This is a genomic window from Amycolatopsis sp. CA-126428, assembly GCF_002904335.1.
In the GTDB taxonomy this organism is placed as follows: domain Bacteria; phylum Actinomycetota; class Actinomycetes; order Mycobacteriales; family Pseudonocardiaceae; genus Amycolatopsis.
Genome location: NZ_PPHF01000043.1, coordinates 16,597 through 33,952 on the forward strand (window position 1 = coordinate 16,597; position 17,356 = coordinate 33,952).

Here is a 17,356-nt window from a genome sequence, read left to right on the forward strand (position 1 = left end):
CCGCACAATCTAAGGAGGCGGCGATGATCACCCCGTGGTTCCCGCTGTGCGTGGGCGCGGCCCTGGCGTGCTGGCCCGCGGCGCCGAACCGGCTCCAGGTCATGATCGAGCCACCGTCGACCGTCCGGGTTCCCCAGGTGTGGCGCGCCGTCCGCTGGCTGCTCCCGGCCGCCCTCGCCGGATTGCTCGCGGGAGCGGGCGGCGCGGTCGCCGCCGGCGTGCTGACTTTGGCGTGGAGCCAGGAGTGGCGAGCCCACCGCCGAGCCACGGCGGACCTGACGATGGCCGCGCACACCGCGACCGCCTTGCGCACGATGGTCGCCGAACTTCGATCCGGCGCTCACCCGATCAGGGCGGCGGAAGCGGCCGCCAACGTGGTCCCGGCCGTGGCAGGCGACCTCCGAGCCCTCGCGACGGCGGCCCAGCTCGACACCGAGGCGCCTACGTCGGCCTTGCCGCAGCTGGCCGCGGCCTGGACGCTGGCCAAACGCCACGGCCTCCCGATGGCCGACGTCCTCGACGCGACCCGCCGCGACGCCGAAGCCGGTCTGGCGTTCGGCCGCCGGATGCGCGCCAAGCTGGCCGGGCCACGGGCGAGTGCGGCGGTGCTCACCGGACTGCCGGTGCTCTGCGTGCTGCTCGGGCAGGCCATGGGCGCCGCTCCGCTGTCCGTGCTGACCGGCAGCACACCGGGCCAGCTGCTGCTGGTCGCCGGGTGCGTCCTGCTCTGGGCGGGCACGGCCTGGTGCCGGGCCCTGACCGGACGGGTGCGGATCCGGTGACCGCGATCGCGCTCCTGCTCTTCGCCGGGGCATTGCTGAGCTGGCCGGACGAAGCCATCGTGCGGCGCTTCACGCGGCTGACCGACGGCCCGAAGCCCGTCCGCGCGGGGCACAGCGCGCTGCCGCACATCGCGGTGGCGGTGGGCGGCGTCTCGACAGCGGTGCTGGTCGGCGGGGTCGCCGGGGTGGTGGCGGGCACGATCGTCACCGCGACCGGGTGGTGGGCGATCCGCCGCACTCGCCGTCCCCGATCGTCGGCCGTGGACATCGCCGCCAAGCTGCGGCTGGCGGGCACGCTCGACCTCCTGTCCGCCTGCCTGCGCGCCGGCCTGCCGATTCCCTCGGCGTTGGAGGCCGTGGCCGGCACCGCGCCCGCGGCAGCGAGTACGGCGCTGAGCTCGACGGCCGGATTGCTCGCCCTCGGCTCCCGGCCGGACGAGGCTTGGGCGCCGGTGCAGGCCGCTCCCGGCCTGGCCGAGCTGGCGGCCGCGGCGATCCGGACGTCCCGTTCCGGGGCAGCGTTCGCCGCGGCGGCCGGCGACCTCGCCGGACGGTTCCGCGACGAGCTGGCCACCGAAGCCGAAGAACGCGCCGAGCGGGCCGGGGTGGCACTCGCGCTGCCGGTGGGTCTGTGTTTCTTGCCGGCCTTCTTCTGCCTGGGCGTGCTGCCGGTCGTCCTCGGCCTCGCCGGGCGGCTCGGCCCGCGCTTCTGACCACGAACCCCTCGAAGGGAGATCCCATGCGCACGTTCCGCCGCCGGCCCCGCTCGGACGACGGTTCCACGACGGTCGAGTACGCCATCGTCACGGTCGCCGTCGCCGCGTTCGCCGCTGTCCTCTACTCCTTGCTCACCGGCGACTCGGTCGTCTCTTGGCTGACGAACCTGGTCATGAAGGCCTTGTCGGTGCCGTCGTGAGACGCAGAGACGAAGGCTCGGTGACCGTCGAGGCAGCGCTCGGCCTGGCCGGCCTGACGGTGGTGACGGTCCTCCTGATCGCGGGCCTCGCGGCACTGACGAGCCAGCTGCGTTGCACGGACGCGGCCCGCGAGGCGGCGCGGCTCCTGGCGAGGGGCCAGCCAACCGAGGCGGCGGCCGCGGTCCACGAGATAGGGCCGCCGGGCGCGAACCTGGCGTTCGAGCAAATCGGCGACACGATCACGGCAAAGGTGACAGCCCACCCGGTGGCCGGCCTCCTCCCGGCGATCCACCTCGACGCAACGGCCTACGCGGTCGCCGAGCCGGGCACGGAGGTGACAGGTGCCCAGGGCTGACGGGCCCGCCTCGGACAGGGGGGCGGCCACGATCTGGACGGCAATGGCGGTGGCGGCCTTGACGGGCGTGGCAACGCTCGCCTTGTGGCTGGGAGCGACGGTGATAGCCCGCCACCGTGCCGAGTCAGCGGCCGACCTGGGCGCCTTGGCCGCGGCTTCGCACGCGAACGAAGGTCCAGTCCAAGCGTGCGAACGCGCGAGATGGGTAGCCGACCGGATGGGAGTGACCCTCGTGACCTGCCGCTGGCAACAGCTCGACGCGCTGGTCGAAGTCGAGGCACGAGGCCCCGCCCTGGCCGGCCTCCCGAGGCCATCCGCCCACGCCCGAGCCGGCCCGGCACCCGAACCACAACGCCCAGCCCCGGCAGCCCCGACGGCCGACCTGGGCGGCACACCGATCCGCCCGCTGGGAGCCGGCAGGTGAACCAATGCGCCCGGTCATGGCCGGAAGCTGTCGCGAACCTGCGACAACAACGGGCCATCCGCCCACGTCCGGTCGGCTGCGGTCGGGCACCGCGCCGCCCAGGCCCTCCCACGCCCGCGCCAGGCCGGCGGATGAGTCAGCGCCCCAAGCCACGGCCGCGCCGACGGGTGACCTGGTCGGCGCGCCGACCCGTCCGCTCCGAGTCAGCGGGTAAACCACCGCGCCCTGCCGCGGCCGGGCTGAGCGACCGCCCTGTTGGCACAACGCGACACTGTCGCGCGCCCGCGACAGCGCACCGCCGCCACCGCCCCTCGGCGAGGGATCGGCGGCAGTCCCTCGCCGAGGCGCCCGGCGGACGCCGACCGGTCGGTATGGGGCGGTGACCGGCTGATCCGTGCCGCCTGACGATGAGCGGCTGATTGTCACGGGCAGCGGTCGGTGGTGCACGGCGAGCGGTCGAATCGGCTGCTCACCTGGGCCGAAGCAGCGCACCGGCGCCGCCGGGAGGGCGTCCGGAACCCCGTGGATCCTGGGGTTTCCCGCGACGAACGGTCCGCGTGCGGTCGCCGTTCACCGTCCAGCCGCGCTGCGGGATTCGGTCGGGCCGTACGGATCACTGGGCGTTCATCGCCTCGTAACCACCGGTTGTCGCGCGGGGGTTCCGGGCAATGTGCAACTTGCCGTTAAGTGAGATGTGCGACACCACGACCGGGTTTGAGCGGGTCGCGGAGAACCGAACTCGAAGGCAGGCAGGAAGACAATGTTGGACGCGAATTGGCCGGACAGCTGGCGGGGCGCCTTCCGCATCGAACTGCGGGCGGAGGCGATCGGTCTCGCCTGGCGCGGCTGGCCGGTGCTCCCGGGCGTCGACCCCGCTCCGCTCACGGAAGGCGACGACCTCACCTGGCGCCGTCCGGTTCCGGCCATTGACGCTTGGCGCGAGCAGCTCGGCACCCACGCCCACGAGGTCGCCACCTGGTTCTCCGACCGCACCCACAGCCTGCTCGTCGCCACCGGCACCGTGCTCGACGCCGTCGAGGTCGACGACGAACTCGGCAAGCGCGCCTGCCGCCTCCTCCGCGCCCTCGGCCACCCCGCGCCCATCATCGCGCTGCCGAACGGCCGCTGGCTCTTCCTCACCACCGTCGCCGACCACGTGCCGGCCGAGCTGGCGACCCGCGCCTCCATCCAGTGGCACGGCAAGGACAGCTACATCCCGCTGCCGCCTTCGCCGTTCCAGCACGGTGTCGTGCACTGGCGCGTCAAGCCCGAGGTCTGCGGCTGGCAGCTGCCGGACGCCGCCGAGGTGCACGACGTCCTCGTGCGGGCCCTGGCCGGCGAGCGCTCGCCGCAGCTGGTTCAGACCAGCGCCGCCTGAGCGACCCGAACCACCCGAACCACCGCCGTCGGCCGGTCCCAGCCCGGGCGAGGCGGAGCAGGACACAACTCCATGAACCACCAAGTGGCCGTTCTAGGTGCCGTGTTGACGCAACGCCCCGAGCACGGTGCCCAGCACAGCCACTGCCCCCGCCTTGTCCAGCGGCTCGTTGCCGTTCCCGCACTTCGGCGACTGGACGCAGGACGGGCATCCCGTCGGGCACTCGCAGGAGACGATCGCCTCCCGCGTTGCGGCCAGCCACGGGACAATCGCGGCATAACCGCGTTCGGCAAATCCCGCACCCCCGGGATGGCCGTCATGCACGAACACCGTCGCCTCCCCGGTGTCTTCGTGCCACGCGGTACTCACCCCGCCGATGTCCCACCGGTCGCACGTAGCGAACAGCGGTAGCAGGCCGATCGCCGCGTGCTCGGCGGCGTGCAGGGCACCGGGGACCCGTGCCGGAACCAATCCGGCACCCCCCGGTGTCCTGCCACCCTCGCGAACGGGCCCCCGACCGTCCGCCTGGGTCTCCTCCCCGGTCCCCACCGGCCCCGCAGATTCGGTCCCCACCCGATGGCCCCCGGTCCCCACCTCGCCATCGGAGCCAGCCGAGCCATCGAAGCCAGCCGAGCCGCTGGAGCCAGCCGAGTCGCCGGAACCATCCAGGTCAGCGGAACCGGCGGCCGAAGAACCGAGCAGCTCAGCGGACACCGTGTACCAAACCGCGCGCGTCCGCAGGCTCTGCTCCGGCAGGTCGAGCGGCGTGTGGTCGAGGACCTCCCCGGACGGCCGCCGCCGCAAGTACCCCACCACCTGTGACGTCACGGCCACCTCGCCGAGGCAGACGCTCACCCCGCCGAAGTCCTGTTTCTCCTGGGTGCCGAGCACCGAGATGTCCACGACTTCGCGCGGTGTCGTCGTCCAGTCCGGGTTCTCCGCGTGCACCAGCGCCAGCCCGGTGTCCAGGTCCAGCTCGTCGACGACGTACGACGACCCCTGGTGCAGGTACACCGCGCCGGGGTGGACGGCGAAGCACGCCGAACCCGGGTCGACCGTGCCTAGCATCCGGCCGGAGTCCGCTTCGACCACCGCGATCTGCTCGCCGCCCGTGCCGCGGATGCCGACCTCGGCGTGCGGCCGGTCCCGCGAAGTCCAGTACCAGCCGCTCGACCGGCGCCGCACCAGCTTCTGGTCCGCCAGCTCGGCCAGCACCTCCTGGGCCGCCGCGCCGCCGAACACCTCCAATTCCGGAAGCGTCAGCGGCAGCTCGGCCACGGCGCACGCGAGCTGCGGCGCCAGCACGTACGGGTTCGCCGGGTCGAGGACCGCCGATTCCACCGGCCGCGAAAGCAACGCCGCCGGGTGGTGCACCAGGTAGGTGTCGAGCGGGTCGTCCCGCGCGACGAACACCACCAGCGCCGAATCGCCGGACCGGCCCGCCCGGCCGGCCTGCTGCCAGAACGACGCGAGCGTGCCCGGGTAGCCGGCCAGCACCACCGCGTCCAGGCCCGCGATGTCGACGCCGAGCTCCAGGGCGTTCGTCGTCGCGACCCCCAGCAACCGGCCGGACAACAGCGCGGCCTCCAGCGCACGACGCTCCTCCGGCAGGTAGCCAGACCTGTACGCCGCAACGGTTTCCGCCAACACCGGGTCCACTTCGGACAGGATGCGGCGCGCGCCCAGCGCCGCCAGTTCCGCGCCGCGCCGCGACCGGATGAAGGCCAGAGACCGCGCACCTTCCAGCACCAGGTCGGCGAGGATCCGTGACGTCTCCGCCCCGGCCGAACGCCGGACCGGCGCACCGTTTTCCCCGGTCAGCTCCTCTAGCAGCGGCGGCTCCCACAACGCGACCGTGCGCGCCCCGCGCGGCGAAGCGTCATCCGTCACGGCGACACAGGGTGCACCCGTCAGCCGCGAAGCGAACGAAGCAGGCGACGCCGTCGTCGCCGAAGCGAGCACGAAGACCGGCGAAGCGCCGTAGTGCTCAGCCACCCGCCGAAGCCGGCGAAGCAGCAGCGCGACGTGCGAGCCGAAGACGCCGCGATAGCTGTGGCACTCGTCGACGACCACGCAGCCGAGCCGCCGGAAGAACGTGGCCCACCGGCCGTGCGCCGAGAGGATCCCGCGGTGCAGCATGTCCGGGTTGGTGAACACCCAGTTCGCGTGCGCGCGCACCCAGTCACGCTCGGCCATCGGCGTGTCCCCGTCGAACGACGCCGCCCGCACACCGGGCACGTCCAAAGAGGACACCGCGCGCAGCTGGTCCGCCCCCAGCGCCTTCGTCGGCGACAGGTACAGCGCGTTCGCCTTCTCGCCCGCGGCCAGCCGGGACAGCACCGGCAGCTGGTAGGCGAGCGACTTGCCCGAAGCCGTCCCGGTCGAAATCACCACGTGACGGCCCTCGTACGCGTGCGAAGCCGCTTCGGCCTGGTGCGCCCAGGGAGCGGAGACGCCGCAATCACGCAGCGCAGCGATGACCGCCGGATCCACCCAAGCCGGCCACTCTGCGTAGCGCGCGGCGCGACCAGGCAGGTCCGCGACGTGCGTGACCGGCTGCTCGCGCGACGGGACGCCGGCGGTCACCCGCCTCAGCAGCCGCTGCCCACGTGATTCGTCCACTCGCCGAGCTTGGCACAGGGGTACGACAGTTTCGCCCATCCCCAGCTGCGCCAACGGATCGGCGATCGAGTGATCGATCAAGTGAGGAGGCTCACAAGGTAACGGAATGTACCGTCCCCGGGACGGCGTGAAGACGCTGGTTGCGGTACCAATACACTCCCGCAATCCACACCTCTCTGTGGTGAGCGTCATGTGAGACGTGCATTGCTGCCCGGCTAGCGTGTCGCTCGGTACAGGGTCCATGCCAGCGCCGGCCGTGTCGAACCCTCGGCTTGCCGTCGACGCTGGCGCTCGGCGACGTCTCCTGGAGGACGAATGTCACGGCAGTTCCTCGCGGAGGGCGGGTCCATCACGCTCTCCGGAGGTGGCTACACGATTGTCGGTGTAGTCGCCGTGGTCGCGCTTGCCGCACTCGTCATCGGCTACGTCTTGCTCAAGGAGGTGCTGGCCGCAGGCCAGGGCACCGCCAAGATGCAGGACATCGCCAAGGCGGTGCAGGAAGGCGCGGCCGCGTACCTCAAGCGGCAGCGGAACACCCTCGCCATTTTCGGCGTGATCGTGTTCCTTTTGCTCTTCGCACTTCCCGCCGACGACTGGAGCGAGAAGATCGGTCGTTCGATCTTCTTCCTGGTCGGTGCGGCGTTCTCGTTCGCGATCGGTTACCTCGGCATGTGGCTGGCCACGCAGGCGAACCTGCGCGTGGCCGCCGCGTCGCGCGAGGAAGGCGGCCGTGAGATCGCGATGCGCGTGGCGTTCCGCACCGGTGGCGTGGTCGGCATGATCACCGTCGGTCTCGGCCTCTTCGGAGCCGCGGTCGTCGTGCTGGTCTACACCGGCCAGGCGCCCAAGGTGCTGGAGGGCTTCGGTTTCGGCGCCGCGCTGATCGCGATGTTCATGCGTGTCGGCGGCGGTATCTTCACCAAGGCCGCCGACGTCGGCGCCGACTTGGTCGGCAAGGTCGAGCAGGGCATCCCGGAGGACGACCCGCGCAACGCCGCGACCATCGCGGACAACGTGGGCGACAACGTCGGTGACTGTGCGGGTATGGCCGCGGACCTCTTCGAGTCCTACGCCGTCATGCTCGTCGCCGCTCTGATCCTGGGCAGCACCGCCTTCGGCGTGCACGGCCTGATCTTCCCGCTGATCGTCCCGGCCATCGGTGTCATCACCGCCGTCATCGGTGTCTACATCACCAAGGCGCGCGCGGGCGAAGGCGGCCTCGTCACGATCAACCGCTCGTTCTACATCTCCGCGGTCATCTCCGCCGTCCTGTCGGCGATCGCGGCGTTCGTGTACCTGCCGAGCAGCTTCTCCGACTTCGGCGTGGGCTACGAGAACTCGGGCAACCCGGCGGTCATCGCGACCATCGCGGTGATCATCGGCATCGTGCTCGCCGCGGTCATCCTGAAGCTGACGGGCTACTACACCGGCACCGAGTACAAGCCGGTCAAGGACGTCGCGCAGACGTCGGAGACCGGCGGCGCGACCGTCATCCTCTCCGGCATCTCGGTCGGTTTCGAGTCCGCTGTGTACACCGCGCTGGTGATCGGTGCGGCCGTGTTCGGCGCGTACCTGCTCGGCGGCGGCGTCGCGCTGTTCGCCGTGGCGCTGGCCGGTACCGGTCTGCTGACCACCGTCGGCGTCATCGTCGCGATGGACACCTTCGGCCCGGTTTCGGACAACGCGCAGGGCATCGCCGAGATGTCGGGCGACGTCGACGAGAAGGCCGCGCAGATCCTCACCGAGCTGGACGCGGTCGGCAACACGACCAAGGCCATCACCAAGGGCATCGCGATCGCCACGGCGGTCCTCGCCGCGACGGCGCTGTTCGGCTCCTACTCCGACGCGATCACGAAGACGCTGACGGGCATGGGCAACGGTGTGGTCACCGGCATGGACTCGGCCAAGTCGTTCGTCAACCAGGTCGTCAGCCCGAACACGCTGGTCGGCGTCATCATCGGTGCGGCCGTCGTGTTCATGTTCTCCGGTCTCGCGGTCAACGCGGTGTCCCGGGCCGCCGGCGCGGTCGTCTACGAAGTGCGCCGCCAGTTCCGCGACATCCCGGGGATCATGGAGGGCACCACCCGCCCCGAGTACGGCAAGGTCGTCGACATCGTCACGCGTGACTCGCTGCGTGAGCTGACGACGCCGGGTCTGCTGGCCGTCTTCGCCCCGATCGCGGTCGGTTTCGGCCTGGGCACCGGCGCGCTCGCCGGCTACCTGGCCGGCGCGATCGCCTGCGGCACCCTGATGGCGATCTTCCTCGCCAACTCCGGTGGCGCGTGGGACAACGCGAAGAAGCTGGTCGAGGACGGCAACCACGGCGGCAAGGGCTCGTCCGCGCACGAGGCCACCATCATCGGTGACACCGTGGGTGACCCGTTCAAGGACACCGCCGGCCCGGCGATCAACCCGCTGATCAAGGTGATGAACCTGGTCTCCGTGCTGATCGCGCCGGCCGTCGTGCAGTTCTCGATCGGCCCGGACGAGAACACCGCGGTGCGCATCATCATCTCGCTGGTCGCGGTCGCGATCATCGTGGCGGCGATCGTGGTTTCGAAGCGGCGGGGGACGGTCCTTTCCGACACCCCGGCCGAGATCCAGGCCTGAGTTCCGGCTCCAGGCGACCCCGGGCCCGGTACGCGTCTGACGCGTACCGGGCCCGGGGCTTGCCCGGGCATCCCAGAAAGGCCCGGCGACTTGCGAAGCAGCATCGAGTCGGTACCGTCGGGGCTGCGGGGACGTAGTCGGGCAGGAGGTACGCGGGTGCGGCAGCGGTCCACCGTTTTCGCCGCGCTGACCACGACGATCGCCCTCGGCCTGGCCGGGTGCGGTCAGCCGTCGCCGGTGCAGTCGCCGCCGCGGGAGCAGGAGCTGCCGGTGACGACCGTGGCGCCCCAGGCCGATCCCGCGGTGAGCTGGGCAGGCGGCTACTGCGACGCCGTGACGCACTTGGTCCGCGCGCTCGCTTCGCTGCCCGCCGTCGATCCCAGCACGCCGCAGAAGGCGTCCCGGACGTCCAGTGACCTGCTTTCTTCGGTGGTCGGCGGGCTCGACCAGAGCTTGTCCGGGCTGACTGCGCTCGGTGCGCCGCCGGTGCCGTCGGCCGACGGCGGCCGCAAGGACGTCATCGAGCAGTTCGCCCAGATCCGCGCGCAGGCCGAGACCTCGCGCCGGCGCATCGAGGCCGCCCGCGGCGACGCGGCGGCGACGAAGGACGCCCTCGGCCAGGCCAGGGCGACGCTCGACCGCATCGACGCGCTCGACTACCTCAAGGGCCTCAAGGACGTCCCGGCCCTCGCTGCCGCGGAACAGCGCGCGCCGGCCTGCCGCCAGCTGGATCAGCCTGCCGGCTGAAGATCCTCGCGAGACCTGCCGTGAATCGAACTTGTGTTCTAGTATGGCGCGGTGGATCGGACGATCTCGCTCTTTTCCGCCGAGGCCAGCGGGCCGGGCCTGGGCGACCTGGCCGGCCTGCTGTGCTGCCACGGCCAGATCACCGGCTTCGGGCGCACCGCCGCCCGGCTTTCGGTGGTCGTCGAGGAGCCGTGGCGGGCCCACGTCCTGGCCGGCGAACTCCGCTGCCGCGGTGCGGACGCCCAGGTGTCGAAGGCCGACTGCGGCCGTCCGCAGGTGCGCACGTCGTTCCGGGTCGACCTGCTGCCGCTGGCGCTGCGATGGCTGCGTGAGGGCTGTGCGGGCCCGGTCGAGGACGACTCGGGCAAGGCGGTGCCGCACGGGTTCCGCCTGAGCGGCGCGATGCTGCGGATGTGGGCGCTGGCCGGCGGCCGTCCCGGCACGCAGGGTTACCTGCTGGGCGTCGACCCCCTCGCGCCCGGCATGCACGAGCGGCTCGTCGAAGCGCTGACGCCGTTGGGGGTCGCGGCGAAGCTGACCGGTCCGAAGGCCGAGGTCCCGGCCGTCAAGATCACCGGCAAACGCCGGTTGGAGGCACTGCTGGAGCTGATCGGGGAGCCGCCGCCCGGCGCCGAAGCGGCGTGGCCGGGTGCGGCACCGCAACCGGTTCCGCACCCGGAGGCCGTGACGAGCACGGCCTGACCGGGTGCGAGCGCCGGATCAGGGCCGGGGCAGCGTGCAGCCGGCCTGCGTGAGCGCGATTTCGTTGGCCGCGGTGAGGCAGGCCGGGATGCCGTAGGTCTCCTGGCCGTAGTTCGTCTTGTAGTGCACCGTGACGTTGCCGGCCTGGTCGACCTCGCACGGGTTGTTCTCCGTGCAGCGTTCGCCGTCCTCGTTGCCGGTGTTGTTCACGCCGACGACCTTGCCGCCGGAGATGACCGGCGAACCGGAGGTGCCGCCGATGGTCTGGCAGGCGGAGGTGTAGCGGATCGAGTCCTTCCAGGTCCAGCTGCCCTCCTTCAGCCGGTAGACGAAACCGTCGATGTTGCAGGAGTAGACGCGCTTCCAGTAGCCCGAGACGACGTCGATCGCCGCGCCGGCCGACGGGTGCGCGTTCGACAGTTCCAACGGCGAGATCCCGTAGCTGGCCTTGATCTGTGCGTAGGTCGTGGTGAGCTGGTAGAGCGACACGTCGGTGTCGGTCATCGTGCCGTAGACGATCTTCTTGGCCCGCAGCGTCGCCTTGTTGCCGCCGCTGGCGGTGAGCAGCGTGAACGTCCGGCTGGAGGCGCGGTTGGTGATCACCTCGCCCGGCGCCGGGAAACCGGTTTCGAGGCAGTGCCCGTTGGACATGACGAGCGCGGGCGCGGTGTCGGGCGTCGCGGCCGGCTTGACCACCGACCCCGAGCAGTTGGACAGGGCCACGGTGCCGGCGAAGTTCGCCGCGGCCGCGTTCGCCGGAGTGACCCCCAGTAATACTGTGGCGGTCGCGGCGGTGAACAGGGCGCCGAGCAGGCGTCGGGTCATGGCGGGTCCTTTCGGCTGGACGGGGAAACCAGTGAAGCGGTGACCTCCCTGCGCCCACCACCGTCGAACGGAGGGTATCCGGACGGTCACGCGCTAGGCTGCGCGGGACGTGGCCGAAATCACGTGGCAGGTACGTTGGGGAAACATCGTCGAGGTCAGCGGCGATGCGCTGGGCACAGGACCGGCGGCGTGTTGGGCCACCTCCGCGCCGTCCGGACCACAACAGCGTGCACACTGGCAGGTCGAGACACGGGCCCTGGCAGGGACGTGGTGCAGTCCCGCGGCGGCGGGGCGAGATGAGCGGAGAGCAGGACAGCGTGGCAGGAGCACGGACCAAGAAGAACGGAGCCTCGGCGGACAACGGCGCCGGGCACCGGCGGCTGGTCATCGTCGAGTCGCCGACGAAGGCCCGCAAGATCGCGCCCTACCTCGGCGGTGGTTACGTCGTCGAGTCCTCTGTCGGGCACATCCGCGACCTGCCGCGTGGTGCCGCCGACGTGCCCGCCCAGTACAAGGGCGAGGCCTGGGCGCGCCTCGGCGTCGACGTCGACAACGGCTTCAAGGCGCTCTACGTGGTCACCCCGGACAAGAAGTCCAAGGTCACCGAGCTCAAGAGCCTGCTGAAGGACGTCGACGAGCTCTACCTCGCCACGGACCCCGACCGCGAGGGCGAGGCCATCGCGTGGCACCTCCTCGAGACGCTGAAGCCGAAGGTCCCGGTCCGGCGGATGGTCTTCCACGAGGTCACCGAGCAGGCGATCCGGGCGGCCGCCGACTCGACGCGTGAGCTGGACGCCGACCTCGTCGACGCGCAGGAGACCCGCCGCATCCTCGACCGCCTCTACGGCTACGAGGTCTCGCCGGTGCTGTGGAAGAAGGTCATGCCGAAGCTTTCGGCGGGCCGCGTGCAGTCGGTGGCGACCCGGATCGTGGTCGAGCGCGAACGCGAGCGGATGCGCTTCACCTCGGCGTCGTACTGGGACGTCTCCGCCACGATGGACGCGGGCGAAGAGGCGTCGCCGCGCACCTTCTCGGCCCGCATGGTCGCCGTGGACGGCGCGCGCCTGGCCACCGGCCGCGACTTCGGCTCGGACGGGCAGCTCAAGGCGTCGAACAACGAGATCCGCGTGCTGGCCGAGGCCGACGCGCGGCGCCTCGCGGACGCGCTGAAGCAGCGTGACTTCAAGGTCTCGAGCGTCGAGGAGAAGCCGTACACGCGGAAGCCGTACGCGCCCTTCATGACCTCGACCCTGCAGCAGGAGGCGGGCCGCAAGATGCGGTTCACCTCCGAGCGCACCATGCGGATCGCGCAGAAGCTGTACGAAAACGGCTACATCACTTATATGCGTACCGACTCCACGACGCTGTCGGAGTCGGCGATCTCGGCGGCGCGCAGCCAGGCCACGCAGCTGTACGGCAAGGAGTACGTCTCGCCGACGCCGCGCCAGTACACGCGCAAGGTCAAGAACGCGCAGGAGGCCCACGAGGCGATCCGGCCGTCGGGCGAGGTCTTCCGCACGCCGGGCCAGGTCGCGAGCGAGCTGGACACCGACGAGTACCGCCTTTACGAGATGATCTGGCAGCGCACGATCGCGTCGCAGATGGCGGACGCCAAGGGCACCACGATGTCCGTGCGCATCGTCGGCAACGCGACCTCGGGCGAGGAGTGCACCTTCGCCGCTTCGGGCCGCACGATCACCTTCGCGGGCTTCCTCAAGGCGTACGTCGAGGCGGTCGACACCGAGACCGGTGGCGAGGCCGACGACAAGCAGAGCCGCCTGCCGGTGCTGGAGAAGGACCAGGCGCTGACCGCGACCGAGCTGAGCCCGGACGGCCACACCACGTCGCCGCCGGCCCGGTACTCCGAGCCGAGCCTGGTCAGCAAGCTGGAAGAGCTGGGCATCGGCCGCCCGTCGACGTACGCGTCGATCATCAAGACCATCCAGGACCGCGGCTACGTCTGGAAGAAGGGCTCCGCGCTCGTCCCGTCGTGGGTCGCGTTCGCCGTGATCGGCCTGATGGAACGGCACTTCGAGCGGCTGGTCGACTACGACTTCACCGCGGGCATGGAGGACGAGCTCGACCGCATCGCCAACGGCGACGAGCAGCGCGCGCAGTGGCTGTCGAAGTTCTACTTCGGCGGCGACATGGGTGTCGACGGCTCGATCGGCCGTCTGGGCGGGCTGAAGAAGCTGGTCGAGGGCAGCGTCGAGGACATCGACGCGCGGGAGATCAACTCGATCCCGCTGTTCAGCGACGAGAACGGGCACACCGTCGTGGTCCGCGTCGGCCGCTACGGGCCGTACCTGGAGCGCGAAGTTGACGGGAACTCGCAGCGCGCGAACCTCCCGGAGGACCTGCCGCCGGACGAGCTCACGCAGGAGATCGCGGAGAAGCTGTTCGCGACCCCGCAGGAGGGCCGCACGCTGGGCAACGACCCGGTGAGCGGGCTCGAGATCGTGGCGAAGGAAGGCCGCTTCGGGCCGTACGTGACCGAGGTGCTGCCGGAGATCGAGATCCCCGAGGACGCGACGGCCGCGCAGAAGAAGGCCGCGAAGGCCAAGGCGCCGAAGCCGCGGACGGGCTCGCTGTTCAAGTCGATGGACATCGAGAACATCACGTTGGAAGACGCGCTGAAGCTGCTCTCGCTGCCGCGCGTGGTCGGCAAGGACCCGGAGTCCGGCGACGAGATCACGGCGCAGAACGGGCGCTACGGGCCGTACCTGAAGAAGGGCACGGACTCGCGCTCGCTCTCGACCGAGGACCAGCTCTTCTCGATCACCCTCGAAGAAGCGCTGAAGATCTACTCGGAGCCGAAGCAGCGGGGCCGGTCCGCGACGGCGAAGCCGCCGCTCAAGGAACTCGGCGAGGACCCGGTGTCGAAGAAGCCGATGGTGGTCAAGGACGGCCGGTTCGGCCCGTACGTCACCGACGGCGAGTACAACGCGACGCTGCGGAAGGGCGACGAAATCGAGTCGCTGACCGCGGAACGGGCGTCCGAGCTGCTGGCGGAGAAGCGGGCCAAGGGGCCGGCGCCGAAGCGGAAGGCGCCGGCGCGCAAGCCGGCTTCCACTACGGCGAAGACGGTCAAGGCGGGCACGACCAAGAAGGCGGCGGCCGCGAAGTCGACCACGGCCAAGCGGTCGAGCTCGACCGCGACGAAGGCCAAGTAGCACCTCTGGAAGTCCGTGAAGGCCACCTTGGCGACCCCAAGGTGGCCTTCACGGCGTCTGGCCACACTTTCGGGTGACACCTCGAACGGATGTTCGGGAAATTGTCGGTGGTGCCGGGTTTCATGAACGCGTGACCAGAACACCACGCACCGTGCACACGGTGACCACCAAGATCCTGAAGCCGGTCCGGGCGGCGGCCGCCGGCAGTGCCACCGCCCTGGACCTGATGGAGTCGCTGCCCGGCTTCCCGGGCAGCGGCGGCGTCTGCGGCGTGGCCGTCGCGATGGCCGGCGAGCCGTGGACCTCGGCGTTCTTCGACGACCGGAGCACGTTTGGCATCTCCGGCGACGGCGTGCGGCTGTCCGGGCTCTCGCCGGGCAGTGTCACGGAGCTCCTTCGGCTGGCCTTGGCGCGGCTGCCCACGCTTCCGCCGGCGGCGGGCGAGGGGCTGTACCTCGACGCCGACGAGCGCGGCGTGCTCGAGGCCGGGCAGGAGTGCCTCGTCCTCGACCTGATGGACGATCTGCGGCGGACCCGGCGTGGCACCGTCCAGCTCGACATCGTCCGCGACGGCGAGCGGTCGCCCTGGGAGATGCTCGCGTTCGTCGACGACGACCGTGGCCGGCACCTGGCGGTGCTGAGCAGACCGCGGGGCGGCCACCGCCGGTTCTGGTGGCTGCCCGGCACCGTGGAGCGGCTCGCGGAGTTCGTCGAGGGGCGGGTGCCGGATCATGCCTGAGCCGCTCGCCGACCGTTTGCCGACCGATCTCACCCTCTCGAACACATGTGCGAGAAATTGTCGGTGCCAGGGTGTTCAATCGAGGGGTGAGCAACGCAGTCGCCGTCTTCGACGTCATCGACGAGGTCATCGCCCCGCTGTCGGCCGAGGTGCCGGAGCGGCCCTCGGTGATGGAGTTCTACGACCCCGAGTTCGAGATCCCGCCGGTGCTGGCGGACACCGGGCCCCTGCCGGGCCGGCGCTCCTCGCCCGCGTCGAGCCTCGCGGACGAGGTGGAGCAGTACACCCGGTTCGTCGCCGGGATGGCCGCGATCGGCCTCGCGCCGGGTGGCGAGGTCACCGCGGAGGCCGTCGGGCTGTACCGGGCGCTGCGCGGCGGCTTCATCCGCGGCGTGGTCACCGGGGTCTTCCCGGCCCGGGCCAAGCCGTGGGAGGTGCGGTTCTTCGGCGACGAGGACTACACCACGGTGCTGCACAAGCTGGGCAACCGTGCGCGGCTGCGGTCGGGCTTCCTCAGCGAGCTGCCGGGCTGGGTGTTCGACGGGCTGCCCGACCGGCCGCCGGGGCCGGGCGAGCACCTGCGCATCGAGACGGACGAGCGCGGGCTGATCCCGCGCCGGTGCGAGCGGGCGGTCGAGCTGATCCGGGCGTGCGCGGCCCGGCCGCGGCTGGGCACGGTGCTGGTCGACCTCGCGGTGCGCAACGCGATCCTGGCCGAGTACCCGCACGGCGCGTTCGGGCTGGTGGACAACGACCTCGGCCGGTACCAGTTCAGCGCCGCGGTGGCCCGGTCAGGGCGCTGGACGGTCACCTGGGGTCCGGCGTCGCGGACCACGGCCGAGCAGTGGATCGTCGAGGCGGTGCAGAGCCATGCCTGAGCAGGCGGAGGTGCGGACGACGGCCGGGGAAGGAGTGGATCGGGTGGTCGAGGCGGCCTCGAAGGACCTGACCGTGCGTGAGGCGATCCTCGCGGCGGCCGAGCTCAACAGCGGCGTCCCGGAGCAGCGGCAGGCGGCCGGGTCACCGGCGGTTCCGGAGGAGAGGCGGCGGCATGGCTGAACGCACGGCGGCGCGGGAGCTGCTCGAGCTGGCCGCCGGTCCGGTGCTGGCGGCGATGCCGGACCGGGAGCCGGTCGACCGGCTGTACAACCCGGACGTCAGCGACGACGACATCCTGGTCCACGGCCCGGTGTCGGACGACCCGGCGGACCTGGTGGCCGAGGTCGAGCGGCACGTGGCGTGGGCCGCCTGGATCGACGGCACACCGTTCGGCGAGAACGGCGAACTGAACGACGTCGGCTTCGAGGTGGTGTCGCTGATGCTGCGCGGATCGGTCCGGGCGGCGTTGTGCGGCGTGTTCGACGAAGGGCCGGAAACCGCGGACATCCGCTGCTACGCCGACGGCGAGCGGGCGTTCATGATGGGCTCGCTGCCCGGCCGCACGGCGATCCACCTGGCCGACTTCGACGAGCTGCCGGAGATGCTGGTGGCGGAGCTGCCCGAGGTCCCGTTCGGCGCTTCGGCGCGGGCGATCTGGGTCTCGGTCGACGACGACGGCCTGGTCCACGACGGCCAGGACGACGACGTGGGAGCGATGCGAGAGCTCCTGGGCCGCCCGCGGTCCGGAACGGCGGTCCTGGACATGCTGGCCTTCGGCGGCCTGTGCGCGGAGTTCCCGGACCACGGCTTCGTCCTGATCGACACGGACCTGGGCCGCTTCGCCCTGGCGGCCTTGGACCGGGGAGACGGCCGTCGCCAGCTCGTCTTGAGTCCCTTCAGCCGCGGCATGCTCCGCGACTGGTGCCGCAAGATGATCGACCTCGGACAGGAGGAGATGCCCTGAGCAAAGCCCGGACGGCGTCGGCGCGGAACCCGTCGATCGCGTCGATCGAGGCGTAGATCCGGTCGAAGGACTGCCGGATCGTCTCGGTCGCGGCAGCGGGGTCGCTGCTCGCCCGGCGGATCTCCGCGGACTGCAGGTCCAGCAGCTCGGTGTTCGCGCGAATCAGGCCGTCGGTGGTCGCCTGCAGGGCCGCGACCTCGTCGAGGACGTCCCGCTGGCTCGCCAGCGCACCGCTGACC

The 17,356-nt window shown here is 71.3% G+C and carries 17 protein-coding genes; 14 read left to right on the forward strand and 3 right to left on the reverse strand.

Translation table 11 applies throughout. From position 1 onward, the window contains the following. The first annotated feature begins 23 nt into the window (after positions 1–23). The 6 genes from C2L58_RS12780 (at position 24) to C2L58_RS12805 (ending at position 3,856) form a co-directional block, all read left to right on the forward strand. Positions 24–782, forward strand: a complete 759-nt coding sequence (locus C2L58_RS12780; protein WP_103337794.1) for a type II secretion system F family protein — start codon at positions 24–26, stop codon at positions 780–782. Beyond that, positions 779–1,495 (forward strand): type II secretion system F family protein, encoded by a 717-nt coding sequence (locus C2L58_RS12785; protein WP_103337795.1) that lies wholly within the window; start codon positions 779–781, stop codon positions 1,493–1,495. Before C2L58_RS12780 ends, C2L58_RS12785 begins: the two co-directional genes overlap by 4 nt. A gap of 26 nt (positions 1,496–1,521) precedes the next feature. Next, on the forward strand, positions 1,522–1,698 hold the full coding sequence (locus C2L58_RS12790) for a DUF4244 domain-containing protein (protein ID WP_013230522.1): 177 nt from the start codon (positions 1,522–1,524) through the stop codon (positions 1,696–1,698). A gap of 20 nt (positions 1,699–1,718) precedes the next feature. Continuing rightward, on the forward strand, positions 1,719–2,054 hold the full coding sequence (locus tag C2L58_RS12795) for a TadE family type IV pilus minor pilin (RefSeq protein WP_103337796.1): 336 nt from the start codon (positions 1,719–1,721) through the stop codon (positions 2,052–2,054). Then, complete coding sequence (locus C2L58_RS12800; RefSeq protein WP_255410533.1) at positions 2,041–2,478, forward strand: Rv3654c family TadE-like protein; 438 nt, start codon at positions 2,041–2,043, stop codon at positions 2,476–2,478. Before C2L58_RS12795 ends, C2L58_RS12800 begins: the two co-directional genes overlap by 14 nt. Before the next feature lie 760 nt (positions 2,479–3,238). Beyond that, positions 3,239–3,856, forward strand: coding sequence for a bifunctional DNA primase/polymerase (locus C2L58_RS12805; RefSeq protein WP_103337797.1), 618 nt, complete (start codon positions 3,239–3,241; stop codon positions 3,854–3,856). A gap of 93 nt (positions 3,857–3,949) precedes the next feature. Here C2L58_RS12805 and C2L58_RS12810 read toward each other — a convergent pair whose 3' ends face one another. Beyond that, positions 3,950–6,442: a DEAD/DEAH box helicase gene (locus C2L58_RS12810; RefSeq protein WP_103337798.1), complete on the reverse strand. Its 2,493-nt coding sequence runs from the start codon at positions 6,440–6,442 to the stop codon at positions 3,950–3,952. Positions 6,443–6,793: 351 nt separating this feature from the next. Here C2L58_RS12810 and C2L58_RS12815 point away from each other — a divergent pair, with 351 nt between their 5' ends. The 3 genes from C2L58_RS12815 (at position 6,794) to C2L58_RS12825 (ending at position 10,537) form a co-directional block, all read left to right on the forward strand. Next, entirely contained in the window at positions 6,794–9,088 is a 2,295-nt protein-coding gene (locus tag C2L58_RS12815) for a sodium-translocating pyrophosphatase (protein ID WP_103337799.1), read from the forward strand. A gap of 156 nt (positions 9,089–9,244) precedes the next feature. After that, complete coding sequence (locus C2L58_RS12820) at positions 9,245–9,835, forward strand: hypothetical protein (protein ID WP_103337800.1); 591 nt, start codon at positions 9,245–9,247, stop codon at positions 9,833–9,835. 51 nt (positions 9,836–9,886) lie between these two features. Next, entirely contained in the window at positions 9,887–10,537 is a 651-nt protein-coding gene (locus C2L58_RS12825; RefSeq protein WP_103337801.1) for a hypothetical protein, read from the forward strand. 18 nt (positions 10,538–10,555) lie between these two features. Here C2L58_RS12825 and C2L58_RS12830 read toward each other — a convergent pair whose 3' ends face one another. Then, positions 10,556–11,362: a S1 family peptidase gene (locus C2L58_RS12830; protein ID WP_103337802.1), complete on the reverse strand. Its 807-nt coding sequence runs from the start codon at positions 11,360–11,362 to the stop codon at positions 10,556–10,558. 296 nt (positions 11,363–11,658) lie between these two features. On the opposite strand from C2L58_RS12830, the gene topA reads away from it, so the two are divergent. From topA to C2L58_RS12855, 5 genes are all read left to right on the forward strand, one after another. Beyond that, positions 11,659–14,535, forward strand: coding sequence for a type I DNA topoisomerase (topA, locus tag C2L58_RS12835; protein WP_199191242.1), 2,877 nt, complete (start codon positions 11,659–11,661; stop codon positions 14,533–14,535). Between the two features lie 130 nt (positions 14,536–14,665). Then, positions 14,666–15,274, forward strand: a complete 609-nt coding sequence (locus C2L58_RS12840; RefSeq protein ID WP_233225694.1) for a hypothetical protein — start codon at positions 14,666–14,668, stop codon at positions 15,272–15,274. An 86-nt stretch (positions 15,275–15,360) separates the two neighbouring features. Then, positions 15,361–16,152 carry an ESX secretion-associated protein EspG gene (locus C2L58_RS12845; RefSeq protein WP_103337804.1) on the forward strand — a complete coding sequence of 264 codons (792 nt, stop codon included), beginning with the start codon at positions 15,361–15,363 and terminating at the stop codon, positions 16,150–16,152. After that, positions 16,145–16,333, forward strand: a complete 189-nt coding sequence (locus C2L58_RS12850) for a hypothetical protein (protein ID WP_103337805.1) — start codon at positions 16,145–16,147, stop codon at positions 16,331–16,333. The genes C2L58_RS12845 and C2L58_RS12850 overlap by 8 nt, the downstream gene beginning before the upstream one ends. Next, positions 16,326–17,117, forward strand: a complete 792-nt coding sequence (locus C2L58_RS12855; RefSeq protein ID WP_103337806.1) for a hypothetical protein — start codon at positions 16,326–16,328, stop codon at positions 17,115–17,117. Before C2L58_RS12850 ends, C2L58_RS12855 begins: the two co-directional genes overlap by 8 nt. On the opposite strand, the gene C2L58_RS12860 is transcribed toward C2L58_RS12855, so the two are convergent. Beyond that, on the reverse strand, positions 17,050–17,356 hold a 307-nt coding region (locus C2L58_RS12860), incomplete at its 5' end, for a toxic anion resistance protein (RefSeq protein WP_233225695.1). The genes C2L58_RS12855 and C2L58_RS12860 overlap by 68 nt on opposite strands.